The sequence below is a fragment of the Sorangium sp. So ce119 genome, assembly GCF_051524405.1.
In the GTDB taxonomy this organism is placed as follows: Bacteria; Myxococcota_A; Polyangia; order Polyangiales; family Polyangiaceae; genus Sorangium; species Sorangium cellulosum_G.
Genome location: NZ_CP150310.1, coordinates 3,456,688 through 3,471,158, shown reverse-complemented (window position 1 = coordinate 3,471,158; position 14,471 = coordinate 3,456,688). Strand labels below are relative to the sequence as shown.

11 protein-coding genes are annotated in these 14,471 nt (G+C 76.3%); 5 read left to right on the top strand and 6 right to left on the bottom strand.

Annotated elements, in window-relative coordinates; translation table 11 throughout:
* The first annotated feature begins 289 nt into the window (after positions 1 to 289).
* The gene (locus WME76_RS12940; protein ID WP_437960434.1) at positions 290 to 1,087 is read left to right on the top strand and encodes a hypothetical protein; all 798 of its coding nucleotides are present in this window, start codon (positions 290 to 292) and stop codon (positions 1,085 to 1,087) included.
* Positions 1,084 to 2,640, top strand: a complete 1,557-nt coding sequence (locus WME76_RS12935; RefSeq protein WP_437960433.1) for a GMC family oxidoreductase — start codon at positions 1,084 to 1,086, stop codon at positions 2,638 to 2,640. Before WME76_RS12940 ends, WME76_RS12935 begins: the two co-directional genes overlap by 4 nt.
* Before the next feature lie 60 nt (positions 2,641 to 2,700).
* Here WME76_RS12935 and WME76_RS12930 read toward each other — a convergent pair whose 3' ends face one another.
* Genes WME76_RS12930 through WME76_RS12910 form a run of 5 tightly spaced genes read right to left on the bottom strand, consistent with a single transcriptional unit; the run spans position 2,701 to position 8,436 of the window.
* Positions 2,701 to 3,975, bottom strand: a complete 1,275-nt coding sequence (locus WME76_RS12930; protein WP_437960432.1) for a DegT/DnrJ/EryC1/StrS family aminotransferase — start codon at positions 3,973 to 3,975, stop codon at positions 2,701 to 2,703.
* Entirely contained in the window at positions 3,972 to 5,192 is a 1,221-nt protein-coding gene (locus tag WME76_RS12925; protein WP_437960431.1) for a glycosyltransferase, read from the bottom strand. Before WME76_RS12925 ends, WME76_RS12930 begins: the two co-directional genes overlap by 4 nt.
* An 8-nt stretch (positions 5,193 to 5,200) precedes the next feature.
* Positions 5,201 to 6,352 (bottom strand): alkaline phosphatase family protein, encoded by a 1,152-nt coding sequence (locus WME76_RS12920; protein ID WP_437960430.1) that lies wholly within the window; start codon positions 6,350 to 6,352, stop codon positions 5,201 to 5,203.
* Positions 6,353 to 7,552 carry a hypothetical protein gene (locus WME76_RS12915; RefSeq protein ID WP_437960429.1) on the bottom strand — a complete coding sequence of 400 codons (1,200 nt, stop codon included), beginning with the start codon at positions 7,550 to 7,552 and terminating at the stop codon, positions 6,353 to 6,355.
* The gene (locus WME76_RS12910) at positions 7,549 to 8,436 is read right to left on the bottom strand and encodes a glycosyltransferase family 2 protein (RefSeq protein WP_437960428.1); all 888 of its coding nucleotides are present in this window, start codon (positions 8,434 to 8,436) and stop codon (positions 7,549 to 7,551) included. Before WME76_RS12910 ends, WME76_RS12915 begins: the two co-directional genes overlap by 4 nt.
* A 586-nt stretch (positions 8,437 to 9,022) precedes the next feature.
* Between WME76_RS12910 and WME76_RS12905 the strand changes: the two genes are divergently transcribed.
* Genes WME76_RS12905 through WME76_RS12895 form a run of 3 tightly spaced genes read left to right on the top strand, consistent with a single transcriptional unit; the run spans position 9,023 to position 12,982 of the window.
* Positions 9,023 to 10,186 (top strand): glycosyltransferase family 4 protein, encoded by a 1,164-nt coding sequence (locus WME76_RS12905; RefSeq protein ID WP_437960427.1) that lies wholly within the window; start codon positions 9,023 to 9,025, stop codon positions 10,184 to 10,186.
* Positions 10,183 to 11,052 carry a WecB/TagA/CpsF family glycosyltransferase gene (locus tag WME76_RS12900; protein WP_437960426.1) on the top strand — a complete coding sequence of 290 codons (870 nt, stop codon included), beginning with the start codon at positions 10,183 to 10,185 and terminating at the stop codon, positions 11,050 to 11,052. Before WME76_RS12905 ends, WME76_RS12900 begins: the two co-directional genes overlap by 4 nt.
* A gap of 55 nt (positions 11,053 to 11,107) precedes the next feature.
* Positions 11,108 to 12,982, top strand: a complete 1,875-nt coding sequence (locus tag WME76_RS12895) for a GumC family protein (protein ID WP_437960425.1) — start codon at positions 11,108 to 11,110, stop codon at positions 12,980 to 12,982.
* On the opposite strand, the gene WME76_RS12890 is transcribed toward WME76_RS12895, so the two are convergent.
* The gene (locus tag WME76_RS12890) at positions 12,924 to 14,432 is read right to left on the bottom strand and encodes a lipopolysaccharide biosynthesis protein (RefSeq protein ID WP_437960424.1); all 1,509 of its coding nucleotides are present in this window, start codon (positions 14,430 to 14,432) and stop codon (positions 12,924 to 12,926) included. The two genes, WME76_RS12895 and WME76_RS12890, sit on opposite strands and share 59 nt — an antisense overlap.
* Between the last annotated feature and the right edge of the window lie 39 nt (positions 14,433 to 14,471).

Genomic DNA, 14,471 nt, shown 5'->3' with positions numbered 1-14,471 from the left:
ACCGTGGCGACGTCGCAAACAGCGCGCCAAGCAGCGGCGAGCGGCGCTTTGCGGCTTCCTCGCCGCGCGCGGCCCCCTGGCGATCTCAAGTCGAGACAGAGTCCAGTGATGCCGCCCGATCCGCGTCTCTCCACGTGAGACGAGCCCCCGGAGACGCCGGGTGTGGCCGTCATCGCTCGTCTCACTTTGAGACGCCCTGGCGGCGTCGCGCGATGAGCGATGACCGGCGCGAGACAGCGCCGGAACGGCGGCAGGGGTAGTAAGATACATCCACCACCCGACTGACCCGATGAACCGCAACCTGCTCTCGAAGCTCAAGGAGCGCCTGCAACCGACGCTCGATCCGGAGGCGCCCACGGGCGTCCTCTCCGACGCGCAGCACGAGATCGTGTATGCGCTGTTTCAGGTGCTGGCCGCGGACGAGGGGTTCCCGCGGGAGCAGGTCCGGCGGCACGTCGACGCGCGGACCCGCGCCGAGCCCGGCTATCTCCGCGAGTACGCGGCCGCCGTGGCGCTGCTCGAGGCGGCCACCGCGCGGCGTCACCCGGGCAGGGCGTTCACGGCCCTGTCCGCGGAGGCGCGCGACGCGGTGCTGCGATCGATCCTGCGGCCCTATCCGAGCGCGCGGCGCGAGCCCGCGTGGCGCCGCCGCCTCAAGCTGACGTCGGAGAACCTCGACGTCGCGCGCGGCGCCACGATCGGGGGGCGGCCGGCGCGCCGCTTCCGCCTGCACGTCGTGCGCGATCTGCTCGTGTACTACTACACGACGGCGGCGGGCTGGGCCGTGGTGGGCTACGACGCCTTCCCCGGGCGCTCCCGCGCGGAGCTCGAGCCCTGCGAGGTCCGGTCCGTCTCGATCGAGCGGGGTCGGATCCTCCTCGCGCTCTCCGACGGATCGGTCGAGGAGCTCGCGCCGCAGGCGGTCCGCGTCGAGGGCGACGACGGCCTGTCGATCCTGGTCAAGGCGGGGCGGCAGCGGGCCTCGTTCTCGCGCGCCGCCCTGCTCTCGCTCGGCGAGCACCTCGACGAGGAGGGGGGCGCGCTGGTCCTCCGGGTCGGCGACCGCACCCACGAGATCGCGCGTTGAGCGCGCGCAAGGCCGAGGTCGTCGTCGTCGGCTCCGGCCCCGCCGGCGCGGCGGCCGCGCACGCGCTCGTCGAGCGCGGGGCGGACGTGGTCCTGCTCGAGGCGGGACAGCCGCCCCCGAGCGACCGCTTCGCGGTCATGGAGCGCGCGTTCACCGGCGCGATCCCGTGGACCTTCGATCCGGTGCCGTACGAGATGATCGGCGACGATCTCGAGCTGAACGTCTTCGCGATCCGCAAGCTCGGCGGGAGCAGCCTGGCGTGGGGCGCCGTCACCCCGCGCTACCAGCCGAACGACTTCCGGATGCGATCGCGGTACGGCGTCGCCCGCGACTGGCCGATCTCGTACGACGAGCTCGAGCCGTACTACTGCCGGGCCGAGCGCCTCATGGGGGTCGCCGGCGCGGCGGACAGCCCGTGGACCCCGCCGCGCAGCGAGCCGTATCCCATGGGGCCTTTCCCCATGAACGACACCGACCAGCTCGTGAAGGGCGCGTGCGCGCGGCTCGGGATCCCGCTGCACTCGGTGCCGGTCGCGCGCAACTCCGAGCCGTACGACGGGCGCTCGGTGTGCACGTACTACGGGGTCTGCCGCGCGTGCCCGATCGGGGCGATGTACACGTCGGATCGCACCGTGAGCCGCCTCGCCGGGCGGCCGAACTTCCGCCTCGTCACCGAGGCGGTCGCGCAGCGGGTCGAGGTGGACCACGCCGGCCGCGTGAAGCGCCTCGTGTACCTCGACGCCGCCGGGCGCGAGCAGGGCGTCGAGGCGCCGCGCGTCGTGCTCGCCGCCCAGTGCGTCGAGAACGTCCGCATCCTGCTCGCGTCGCAGACGGGCGCGTTCCCCCGCGGGCTCGCGAACAACAGCGGGCGCCTCGGGCTCGAGCTGATGGAGCACCCGAAGTTCTACATGACCGGGCGGGTGAAGCAGCGGCTCAACCCGTACCGCCAGGGCTTCGAGACCGCGACGACGTTCATGTTCCACGACCACGCGCGGCGCGGCGAGCACTGCGGCGGGCGCCTGCTCGTCCGCGAGAACGCGGGGCCCTCGCCGGCGCGGCTCGCGCTGGAGAGCGGGCTGTGGGGGCGCGCGCTCAAGGACGAGATCCGCGAGTTCGTCGGCCATTACGTCACGCTCGGCGCGTTCCTCGAGCAGCTCCCGTACGAGGACAACCGGATCGCGCTGTCGTCGAAGGTCCGCCAGCGCGGCGGCGCGCCCGCGGCGCGCGTGGAGTTCGAGCTCGTCCGCGCGTACGAGCGGCGCGGCTACCTCGAGATGAAGCGGACGATGGAGCGCATCTTCGACGCGCTCGGCGCCGAGGAGGTCGAGGTCACGCTGCCGCCGTGCAACAGCGGCCACTACATGGGCGGCCACGTGATGGGCGACGATCCGGCGACGTCGGTGACCGACGCGGATCTGGAGGCGCACGAGGTGAAGGGCCTCTACCTCGCGAGCGGGGGCGCGTTCCCGTCGAGCGGCGTGAGCAACCCGACGCTCACCACCGTGGCGCTGGCCCTGCGCATGGCCGACCGGATGCTCGCGCCGGCGCCGTGAGCCCGATCCCGGGCCGGCGCGTCGTCGACGCGGACGGCGCCGGCGCCGCGCGCCGTCCGGTCAGCGGAGCGCCTTGCGGACGAGGTCCTTCGCGCGCGACGTGAGCCCGTCGAGCGCGAGCCGGGGCGCGAGGCGACGCACCTTCTCGAAGGCGGCGGCGATGTCGTCCATGTCGCCCGGCGGGCCGAGGAAGACCTCGTGCGGGATCACGAGCGACTCCTCGGCGGCGATCCGCTCGGCCACCGGGCAGCGCGCGTCGAGGCCGAGCCGCTCGCGCGCGGAGGCGCCCCGGCCGAAGGAGCGGTGCTCCTCGCCGCCGATCCACAGCGGCGAGCGGTAGACGACGTCGTACGAGACCCCGACGGGGATGCCCTCGGCCCGGAGCGCGGCGAGCACCGTGTCGCGCGGCAGGCCCTCGAAGCGCTCCGCGTCGAAGCGGAGCAGGAGGCCGTAGAGGCCGAGGCGGGTCACCCTCGGGTGGACCGGCAGCGCCTCGATCCCCTGCACGCCCGCGAGGTTGCGCGCGAGCCGCGCGACGTTGTCCGCCTTGGTGCGGAGCTGGCCCTCGAGGCGGCCGAGCTGGGCGAGGAGGATCGCCGCCTGCATCTCGGTGATGCGGTGGTTGCCGCCGAACGTCGCCGGCGCCCCGGGCTTCCACGGGCGGCCGCAGTTCTTGCCGCCGAAGATGCGGTGGGCGAGCGCCTCGTCGCTCGTGACGAGCGCGCCGCCCTCGCCCGAGGTCATGCCCTTGCTCTGCTGGAAGCTGAACGATCCGATCGCGCCGACGGTGCCGACGCCGCGGTCGCCCCAGCGCGCGCCGACCACGTGGGCGCAGTCCTCGACGAGCGCGACGCCGTGCCGCGCGGCGAGCGCGGCGAGCGCGTCGAGGTCGGCGAGCTGGCTGTAGAGGTGCACGGGGATGACGGCGCGCGTGCGCGGCGTGATGAGCCGGCGCACCGCCTCGGGATCGACGCAGGCGTCGTCGCGGCGCGCGTCGGCGAAGACGGGCGTGGCGCCGACGTTGACCACGGCGAGCGCCGTCGCCATCCACGTGAGCGCGGGGACGATGACCTCGTCGCCGGGGCCGACGCCGAGGGCGTGGAGCGCGATCTCGAGGCTCACGGTGCCGTTGGCCACGCAGAACGCCTCCTTCGCGCCGCAGAAGCGCGCGAAGGCGCGCGAGAAGGCCTCCTCCGCGGGGCCATTGAACGACCAGCGGCCGCTCTCGACGACCTCGAGCACGGCCCGCCGCTCCTCCTCGCCGTGGACGGGCCAGCCGTGGAACGGCCTCGTCCGGAGCGGCGTGCCCCCCTTGATGGCCAGCGCGTCGCTCATGGCAGCGGGCGCCTCCCGATCGACAAGCGTCTCATGATCCCTCCATCGCGCTCGCGCGCGAGGTCGTCCGCGCGCCGGGCGGCGCGCCCGAGGGCGGCGCCCTCGAGGATCGGCTCGATCTCCGCGACGAGCCGCGCGTGCGGGAAGCGCGCGGCGGCGGCGTCGTGCGCCCGGGAGCCGGCGCCCGGGTCGGCGAGGAGCGCGCGCGCCGCGGCGGCGAGGCTCTCCGGCGAGCCCGGCGTGAACAGGAGCCCGCCCGCGCCGTGATCGAGCCACTCGGGGATGCCGCCGTGGTCCGCGCCCGCGACGGGGCGCGCGCGGCGCATGGCCTCGATGCCCGTCATCCCGAACGGCTCGGGCCAGCGCGCGGGGACGACGGCGACCGAGGCGGCGTCGTAGCGCGCGCGCAGGCCCTCCGGGGCCACGTAGCCGTGGAAGCGCACGCGCCCGGGGGCGGCGCGCGCCGCGAGCGCCTCGAGCTCGCCGCGGGACGGGCCGTCGCCGACGACGTCGAGGGTGGCGTCCGCGGGCAGGAGCGGGAGCGCCCGGATCGCGAGGTCGACGCCCTTGCCGCGGAGGAGCTGGCCGACGACGACGAGGCGCGGCGCCGCCGGGCGCGGCGTCAGGGCCGCGGGATCCTCCGGGGGGATCGGGTGGACGACGCGCACGCGGCCGGGGTCGACGCCGGCGCGCAGGAGGTTCGAGGCGACGTAGCGGCTGCACGCGACGATCAGCGCGCGCGCGGAGAGCCCGGCGAGCCGGGACCGCAGGACCAGCGGGTTCTCGACGCGCACGGGGACGCGCGCCGCGGGGCGGCGGTCGCGGACGACGCAGCAGCCGTGGGCGACGCAGGCGAGGCCGGGGGCGCGGTCGCAGGGCGCGAGCGTGAGCGGCAGGTAGCGGTACGTCCGCGCGCACGTGAGCTCGTGGTCGTGGGAGGCGATCACGAGCGGCGTGTCGCCGAACGGCGCGAGCTCCTCGACGCGGCGCGCGCGCTGGACGTAGACCACGTCGAGGTCGCGCGCGCAGCCGGGGCGATCGATCGGCGCGGCGCGGCGGAACCCGCGCGCGTAGCCCTCGGGATCGCGGCCGCGGAGCGCGCCGTGGAGCAGGACGACCTCGTGCCCGCGCGCCGCGAGCGCGGCGGCGAGATCGCGCGCGTGGCGCTCGACGCCGCCCGCGTAGCCGAGCGTGGGGACGGCGAGGCCGACGCGCATGGGCCCCCTCACGCGGCGAGCCCGAGGCGCCGCCGGACGAGCGGCGCGACGTCGGCGATGGCGGAGACGCCCTCCGGGAGCGGGGCGTCGGAGGCGAGCGCGGCGCGCGACGAGGGCGTGCCCAGATCGTAGCCATGCATGCCGTTCACGCGGCCGCCGACGTAGCTCGGCGCGAAGATGGCGCCCTCGTCGAGGAGGAACATGGCGCGGCCGTAGGCGGCGCCGCCCGTCGGGGCCCGCCGCGCCTCGAGGGCGGCGAGGTCGAGGAAGCGGCCGGGGAAGCCGGCGCCCTCGACGAGGCGGCGCGCGCGCTCGAGGGCGGCGTCGTCGCCCCAGAGCCGGAGCATGGTGCTGTCGACGAAGACCCGGACCGACGCGAGGCGCGCGAGGCGGGCCACGACGCCGCGCGGGTCGATGAAGGTGTGCACGTCGGCCATGCCGTGGTCGCCGACGACGAGCGTCGTGACGCGCGCGCCGCCCCGGCCCATCTCCTCGCGCGCGCGCTCGATGTGGGCGCCGATGCGGCGCATCACCGCGGCGGCGGCGTCGGTCCCGCCGCCGCCCGCGTGCAGGGTGGCGTCGAGCTCGGCCGCGTAGAGGAACGCGAGGTCGGGGCGCTGCCGCCGGATCGCGCCGTGCGCGTGCTCCCATCGGGCGGGCTCTGCGAGCTGCCAGGGCGCCGCGTAGACGGAGATGCCGGCGGCGCGGGCGTCGGACAGGAAGGTCCGCGCGCCGCCCACGTCGCGCGCCTGGAAGAGGTCCTCGCGCTCGGGGAGGTCGAGCCAGCGGAAGGCCTCGGGCGGGACGCGATGGAGCGCGACGTACCCGGTGAGCCCGGCGGCGCGGGCGAGCGCCCGCGACAGCCAGCGGCGCACGGCGGCGCGCTCGTGGACGATCCGCGGGAGCAGGCCGAGCCACCGGAGCGGGTCGAGGAGGCCCGGCGCGCCCGGCGCGCGCGCGGTGAAGAGGCACATCCGCCCGTGCACGGCCGGGGGCGCGCCGGTGAGCACGGTGGCGAGCGCGCCCGAGGAGTAGCCGAGGACGCCCTCGAGCGCGCGCCGGTGCGGGAGCGAGGGGAGCGCGCCCTCGAAGCGCGCGAGCTGCGACGGGCCGAGCGCGTCGACGAAGGCCACGAGCACCCTGTCTCGATGGGCGGCCAATCAACCTCCTCGCTGCACGAGGGCCAGCAGGCGCTCGCGGAGCACGGCGTCGGGGGCGCCCGCGGGCACGCCGAGGAGGCGCTCGGCGGCCGCGCGCGACGCAGGGTCGTCGGGGGCGTAGGCGAGCGCGACCGCGACGCGCGCCAGGCGCTCGCGCGGGTGGCCGACGTAGGGGAGCAGCGGCGCGGCGCCGCGCCACGCCGCGCGCGCGGCGGCGAGCGGGGCCGCCCCCGGGCGAACGTCGGGGAGCGCGCGGAACAGGCGCCCGCGGAAGGTCGCGAACGCCAGCGGGTCGGCCGGCGCGCCGGCGCGCCACGCCTCGTGATCGAGGTGCCACCGGGCGATGAGGGCGCGGAGGCGCGCGTACCACGCGGCGAGGTCGCCGCCGGGCGGGCGCCACCGGTCGGGCCGCGTCCGGAAGGCGACGGCGTCGCGGTACGCCGCCGCGAGGTCGGCGCCCACGGCCGGGCAGCCCTTGAGCCGCTCGAGCTCGGCGAGCTTCTCGACGTGGCGCGGGCGGTAGCGGTCGCACGCGAGCAGGCGCACGTCGCCGCACGCGAAGGCCGCCTTGTGGCCGTGGCGCGCGATCCGGTCCTCGTTCCCGCGGGCGGGCTCGAGGTTCGAGAGGGCGAGGCCGGCGGCCCGGTTCATGAGGAGCCGGCCGCACTCGTCGAGCGACACGCGGCGCGGGGAGCGCCGCGGCAGCCGGTCGGCGAGCGCGTCGGGCCCGAGCACGACGCGCGCGCCGCCGAGCGCGGCGTCGAGCCAGAAGAGCGTCGGCGGGAGGCGGGGCAGGTCGTCCTCGGCGAGCGGCAGGAGGTCGACGTCGACGCCGAGGCGCCGCGTCCAGGCGTGCCCGTGCGCGCGCAGCCGCTCGCGGGAGGCCGCCGCGCGGCCGCGCACGACGACGACGAGGTCGTAGTCGTTGAACGGCCCGAGCTCCCCTGCCCGCTCGACCACGCCGCCCTCGCCGCGCGCGTAGCCGCCGAGCAGGAGCAGGCCGCGCAGGCGCGGACCGAGCAGCTCCTCGGTGGAGGTGGCGATCGACGCGAGGTCGCGCGCGATGGCCATCTCGGCGCGGGGGTCGCCGCACAGGGTGTAGCGGGGCGCGCCGGGGCGGGGCGGCGCCGGCGCGGCGGCGGACGCCGGCGCGGCGGCGGACGCCGGCGTGAGGGCGGGCGCAGCGGCCGCGGCGGTCACGTCCGGCCTGCCTCTTCCTCGGCGCGCGCCGCCCGCCGCCGCCCGGCGAAGTACCCTGTCGCCTGGGCCACCCGGGTCGCGATCCCGCGCGGGGAGGCGACGCCGGCGAGGGCGTCGCGGACCAGGCTGCCGGCCAGAGGGCGCGCGAGGTCGGAGAGCCACGAGGGCTCGCCGAGCCGGTGGATCAGCGTGTCGGCGGCGCCCTCGCCGCGGCGGCGCTGGAAGCTGCCGCGGACGTCGTAGTCGTGCGAGTGCTCGAACGCCGCGTCGGGCGCGTACGCGACGGTCCAGCCGAGCGCTCCCGCCCGGCGGATCCAGTCGACGTCCTCCGAGTAGCGCAGGCTTTCGTCGAAAGGCAGGCGCTCCCAGACGTCCCGGCGGATCGCGGAGGCCGCCATCGAGAAGAACGTTCCCCTCCGGACGGCGAGCGTCCCCGAGGCCGGGAAGGCCCGCGCGTGGTCGGCCTGCGTGAGCGCGTCCGCGGCCGGGCGAGGGACCTGGCGCCCGTAGACTGCCGCTGTCGCGCCGCCGCGGAGCAGCGGGGCGAGCAGACGCCCGAGGGCGTCCCGCCCGCGCGGGACCGCGTCGGCGTTGACGAACGCCACCACCGCGGACCGGGTCCGATCCATGCCGGTGTTGAGGACGGCGCCGGGCATGTACGTTCCCGGCGCCCAGTCGAGGACCTCGACGCCCGCCTGGAGCGCGGCCTCGCGTGAGCCGTCCGTGGAGCCGGAGTCGATGAAGAGCACCCGCGCTCGGGGCGCCTCCTGGCGCGCGAGCGCCTCGAGCGTGCGCTGCGTGAGGGGCATCTCGTCGTGACAGCGGACGACGACGTCGATGAGGTCGGGCATGTGGGGTGAATCGGGGTTCCGCGCGTCGTTCATGGCGAATCGTTCGTGGCACGTGAGCGCTCACCGCAGGAGATACCGACGCTCTCCGGTCCCCCTCTCCCGTCTGCGTCCCCGTGCGCGTGCGCGCTCTGTCTTCGAGATCAAAAGCCGTCTCTATTCTCCAGAGCGCCTATCAACTTGAAGCGCCCAGAAATGGAGAGATTTGAACCACAGAGGCACAGAGGACACAGAGGAACAACAAAAAACTCTGTGCCCTCTGTGCCCTCTGTGGTTCGTTTTATCAGGGCTTCAACCTGCTCGGCGTCCTGGGAGGTCTTCGGATGACTCGAGAGCGCTGTTCTCCTCGATCATGATTGTCACGAGCACGCAGACAGGAGACGGGAGACCGCCAGCCCGCGAACGCTTCACGATGGTACATCGTTCATGACACACCGTTGATGTCGCGCAGGTTTCGCCGGCATTTCACCCATCCCCCGAAGCAAATGACCACTCCCCCGGCGCGAGGCCGCTCCCTTCCTCTCATCGCGAGCACGACACGTTCGGCGCGAGCTCACGTGTTCATTTACCCTCTCTCTCCTTGGCGCCCTCCGGCGCCGTGCTAAACATGCCAGACGCTCGCATGATGAACCTCGCGATCGCGACGGGCGGCACGGATCTCGGCCTCTCCGGTCTGAGTGCCTATCTGAACGCCGTGCTCCCCCGGCTCAGGCGCCGAGTCGAGCAGGCCGGGGGGGCGACGATCGCGCTCGGGCGGCGCGCGGATCTCGACGCCTACTCCGCCCACCTCGGCGGCGCCGAGCGGGTGGTCACGCGCGACGCGTGGCGCCCGGCGGCGCTCAACGCGCTCTGGCACCTCGGCGCAGCCGGCCGCGCCGCCGCGCGCGCGGGCGCCGACGTGCTGCTCCTGCCGGCGGCGCACCGGAGGGCGACCCTGCGCTCGCCGATCCCCACCGTCGCCGTGGTCCACGACCTCGCGCCGCTGCGCGTGAAGCGACGGTACGACCCGCTCCGCATGGCGTACGGGCGGCACGTCGTCGTCGGCGCGCTCGCCACGGCGGACGTCCTCGTCGCCGTGAGCGACGCCACGCGCGTCGACGTGGAGCGGGCGCTCGGCCGGCCGCCCGGCTCGGTGCGGGTGATCCCGAACGGCGTCGACCACGAGCGCTTCACCCCGGCCGCGGGCGACGACCCGCGCGTGCGCGACGCGCGCCGCCGCGTCGGCGTGGACCGCCCCTACGTCCTCTACCTCGGGCGCCTCGAGCACCCGGGCAAGAACCTCCTCCGCCTGCTCCACGCCTTCGCCGCCAGCGCGGCGCGCGCCTCGCACGCGCTCGCGCTCGCCGGCGCCGACTGGGGCGCCGAGCCGCTGCTCCGGGCCGAGATCGCGCGGCTCGGCCTCGATCGCGAGGTGAAGCTCCTCGGCTATCTCCCCGACGACGCGGTCCCCGGCCTCGTCGCGGGCGCCGACGCCGTCGCGATGGTGGGCCTCTACGAGGGCTTCGGCCTGCCGGCGCTCGAGGCCCTCGCGGCGGGGCGGCCGGTCGTGGCCTCGCGGACCGGCGCGCTGCCCGAGGTCGTCGGCGATCTGGGCGCGCTCTGCGATCCGCTCGACGAACGCTCGATCGCCGAGGCGCTCTCGCGCGCGCTCGGCGACGAGGCGTACCGCGCCCGCGCGCGGCGCGAGGGGCCCGCGCGCGCCGCCGCGCGGAGCTGGGACAGGGCGGCCGACGGGCTCCTCGAGGCCTGCCGCGACGCGATGGCGACGAGACGCCGGGGATCATGAGCAGGGAGCGCTTCATGGACGGAGCGGAGGCAGGATCGGACAGGGGCGGCCGCGCGGCGCGCGCCCGGACGCGCGTGCGCTTCGGTCGGGTGTGGGTCGACGCGCTCACGGCCGAGGGCGCGCTCGACGAGATCGAGCGCCTGGTCGACGCCGGCGAGGGCGGGCGCGTGTTCACGCCGAACGTCGACCACGTCGTGATCGCCGAGCGAAACCCCGCGTTCCGCGAGGCGTACGCGGGCGCGAGCCTCTCGCTGGTCGACGGCCAGCCGCTCGTGTGGACCTCGCCGCTCGTCGGCGAGCGGCTGCCCGAGAAGATCTCGGGCTCCGACCTCATCTGGCCGCTGCTCCGGCGCGCGGCGGCGCGGCGCCTCCGGGTCTACTTCCTCGGCGGCCGCCCGGGCGCGGCGCGCGCGGTCGCCGACAGGGCCGCCCGCGAGCTGGGCGTCCTCGTCGCGGGCGCCGAGGCGCCGAGGATCTCGATCGACCCCGCGCCGGAGGACGAGGCCGTCTGGGCGCGGATCCGCGCGGCCGAGCCGCACCTGCTCTTCGTCGCCCTCGGCGCGCCGAAGGGCGAGCTGTGGATCCACCGCGCGTCGGCGCACATCCGTCCGGCGGTGGCGCTCAGCATCGGGGCGGGGCTCGACTTCCTCGCCGGGCAGGTGCCCCGCGCGCCGCGCTGGGTCTCGCGCGCGGGGCTCGAGTGGCTCTTCCGCCTCGCGCTGGAGCCGCGCCGGCTCGCGCGCCGGTACCTCGTCGACGATCCGCGGTTCGCCGGGATCCTCTACCGGACCTGCCGCGACGCGCGCGACGCCCGCGTCCGCGTGTTCACGCCGCCGTCGCGGCGCCATGACCCCCTGACGACGTAGGACGACGCAAGAAAGGCGCGAGGTACCCTGCCTGTACGACCCCGAGGACACCCACGTGAGCGCGGCGAGGCCGCCGTCCGCGAGCGGCGCCGCGCCGGACCCGGCGCGCCCCGGGACGCCGGTCGAGCCGGCCCGCGTCCTCCGGGCGCTGCGGCGGAGCGCGCGCGCGCTCGCGCTCGCCGCCGCCCTGTCCGGCGTGGCCGGCGCGGCGATCGCGGCGACGCTCGTGAAGCGGGAGTTCGAGGCCGGCGTCGTGCTCGTGTGGGAGCAGGCGGTGGGCCGCGACGAGGCCGCGCACGAGCTCCAGACGGTGCTCGACAGCGTGAAGATCCCGAAGAACCTCGAGAAGGTGCGCGAGCGCCTGCGCCTGCAGACGCCGATCGAGGTCATCGGGCAGCGCGTGTCCACGGTGTCGTCGAGCGAGTCGAAGGTCGTCACGATCAAGGCCAGGGCCGAGGCCCCCGAGCTCGCCGCGCGGCTCACGGACACGGTGGTCGAGGTGTTCTTCGAGAACCGCCTCGAGAACGCGCGCGAGCGCCTGCGCGAGCAGGCAGAGAGCCAGCAGAAGGCGGTCGCCGCGGCCCGCGACGCTGTCGCCGCGGCGCGCAAGGCGTACGACGAGCTCCGCGCGGCGCACGGCATCGCCGACCTGCCGGGCGAGACGCAGGCGGCGATCGAGCAGGCGGCGCGGATCCGCACCGAGGGCGAGCTCGCGCGCGTGGAGATGGAGGCCGAGGAGGCGCGGCTGGAGTCGCTGCGCAAGGTCGCCACCAGGGAGTCGCCGACCGCGGTGCTGTCCGAGAGCGAGATCCTGCCGGACTCGCAGAAGCTCGCGCAGGCGCGGGCCGATCTCGTCGCGCTGAGGGCGCAGCTCGCGCCGGAGCACCCGCGCGTCCAGGCGCTGGAGGCCCAGGTGGCCTCGCTGGAGCAGCGCGTGGCGGAGTCGCCGCCGCCGATGACCGCGGGGCGCATCGTGGGCCGCAACCCGCAGTGGGAGACCGCGCGCGAGGGGCTCACGCACGCGGCGGCGCAGCGGGACGCGGCGATGAAGAAGCGGCAGACGTACGCGGAGCTGGCCGCGGCGGCGGAGTCGTTCGTGGCCAGGCTGTCGAAGATCGAGGGCGAGGCGTCCGCGCTGCTCTCGGCGCTGCACCTCGCGGAGCAGCAGCTCGCCGAGCGGAGGGAGCGGCTCGGGCGGACGGAGGACGCGATCCGCGCGCCGAGCGTCGGCTTCCGCGTGCTCTCGCCGGCGCGCGCGCCGACGTTCCCGGTGAAGTCACGGCGCGCGCTGGTCGCGATCGTCGTCCCGCTCCTCGGCCTCCTGGGCGCCACCTTCGCGGCGCTGGCGCGCGCGGTGTGGGGCCTCCGCGCGCACGTGGGCACGGAGCTCGCGTTCTGGGGGCGCGGGCCCGTGGTGGCGACGTCGACGTGGCCGCGCGACCCCGAGGCGCTCGACGACCTGGCGGCCGACCTCGGCGACGCGTGGCGGGGCTCGTCCGGCACGACGCTCGTCGCCGGCTTCGGTGAGGTGGAGGCGCGGCACGTCGGCCCGCTGCTGGAGCGGCTCGCGCGCGGCCCGGCGGGGGCTGGCGCGCCGCCGGGGCCGCAGATCCGCGCGCTCGCGTTCGATCAGGCGCTGCCCGCGCTGCGCCGCGCGGCGCGCCGGGCCGCGCGCGTGCTGGTGCTCGTCGAGGCGGGCAAGCGATCGGGGCCCGATCTCGGCGGGATCGCGACGCGCCTCGGCCGGAGCGACGGCATCGGCTTCGTGCTGCTCGGCGTCGCCCCGGAGCTGGTCGCGCTCCCCGATCACGTCGGCGACACGCGCGCGTTCTGGGGCACCGGCGCCGACGCGGCGGTCGAGCGCGCGCCGATCATGACGCAGGCGCGCCCGCCGGCGCCCCCGCGGGCGCGGCGCCGGGCCGGAGGCTGAGCCACCAGAGCAGCGCCCCGCAGATCACCGCGCCCGCGAGCGCCGCGGCGGCGCACGACGCCGCGCTCGCGAGCGCGCCCGCGCGCGCCGGGCCGCGCAGCGCCCACGACGTCGCGAGCGAGGCGAGCCCGCCGCCGAGCGGCGGCGCGAACGCCCGCGCGACGTCGCGGGCGCCGTAGCCGAGCAGCCGGCTCGCGTTGATCCACGCGAGCGTCGTCTTCACGAGGCTCCCCACGACCGTGCTCCCGGCGACCGCCCAGATCCCGTACCGCGGCGAGCCGAGGACCGAGATCGACAGGTTGACCGCCGCGCCGATCGCGGCCGGCACCGCCGTCGCCCACGCCGTGCGCCCGCTCAGCGTGAGCGTGGCGCCGGCCATCTCCTCGCTCGCGGTGACGATCGAGGCGAGCGCGAGGATCGCGAGCACCGTCGCGGTCACGTCGTTGTCGGCGACGGCGCCGACCCAGGCCACGAGCAGCGGCTGCGCGTTGAGCGCGATCGAGCCCATGCTCACCGCGATGACGCCGCAGAAGACGCCGGTGCCGACGCGCACCGCGCCCTCGCGCCGCGCGGGGTCGCCGAGCCGCGGCTGGAGCACGGCGGTCGCCTGCTTCGTGAGCATGTAGATCATCTCGACGGCGCGGCTCGCGACGCCGTACGACGCGACGATCGCGAGCGGCGCCACGCGCGAGAGGACGACCGCGTCGACGCGGACGGCGAGCATCGTCGAGACGCTGATCACGAGCGACGCCGAGCCCTCGCGGAGCGCGCCCCACATCTCGGCGCGGTCGCGCGGGATCCCGGGCCGGAGCGGCAGGAGCGGGTCGATCGACCGCGCCACGCGCAGCGTGATCGCGAGCTCGATCACGCTCGCGAGGAGCAGGCCGGCCGAGGGCACCATCAGCGTGCGCCCGGAGATCGCGAAGCCGAGGGCGACGACGAGGAGGTGGGTGAAGGCCTGCGCCGTGCGCGCGTACGCGACCGCGTTCGCGCGGCCGCGGGCCATGATGTAGCCGCGGTACGGCGTGCCGAGCGCGGAGACCACGCCGCCGAGGAGCACGAGCACGGCCGCGCGCGAGATGTCCGCCTGCAGCTCCGCCGACCCCCCGCCGACGCCGAGGAACCACAGGTACGAGGCGCCCGCCGCGAGCGGGCCGAGCGTGCAGAGCGGGACGAGCGCGAGCGCGACGGCGCGGCGCGCGCGCGCCTCGTCGGCCGCGACCGCGGCGCGCTGGACGGCCGTGGTGAGCCCGAGATCGGCGATCGCGAGCTGGAAGCTGATCGTGCCGAGCAGCGACCAGGCGCCGAGCTTCTCGGCCTTGAGCCAGCGGGCCATCACCGTGTAGACGACGAGGCCCGCGACCATCGCCGCGACCTGCCTGCCGCCGCCGGCGAGCAGCTCGACGAGCACCCGCCGCTCGCCCGACCGGCCCGAGGGCCGCGCCGTCAAGGCGACCACCGCAGCACCGGCCCGGATCCACGCGGAGAG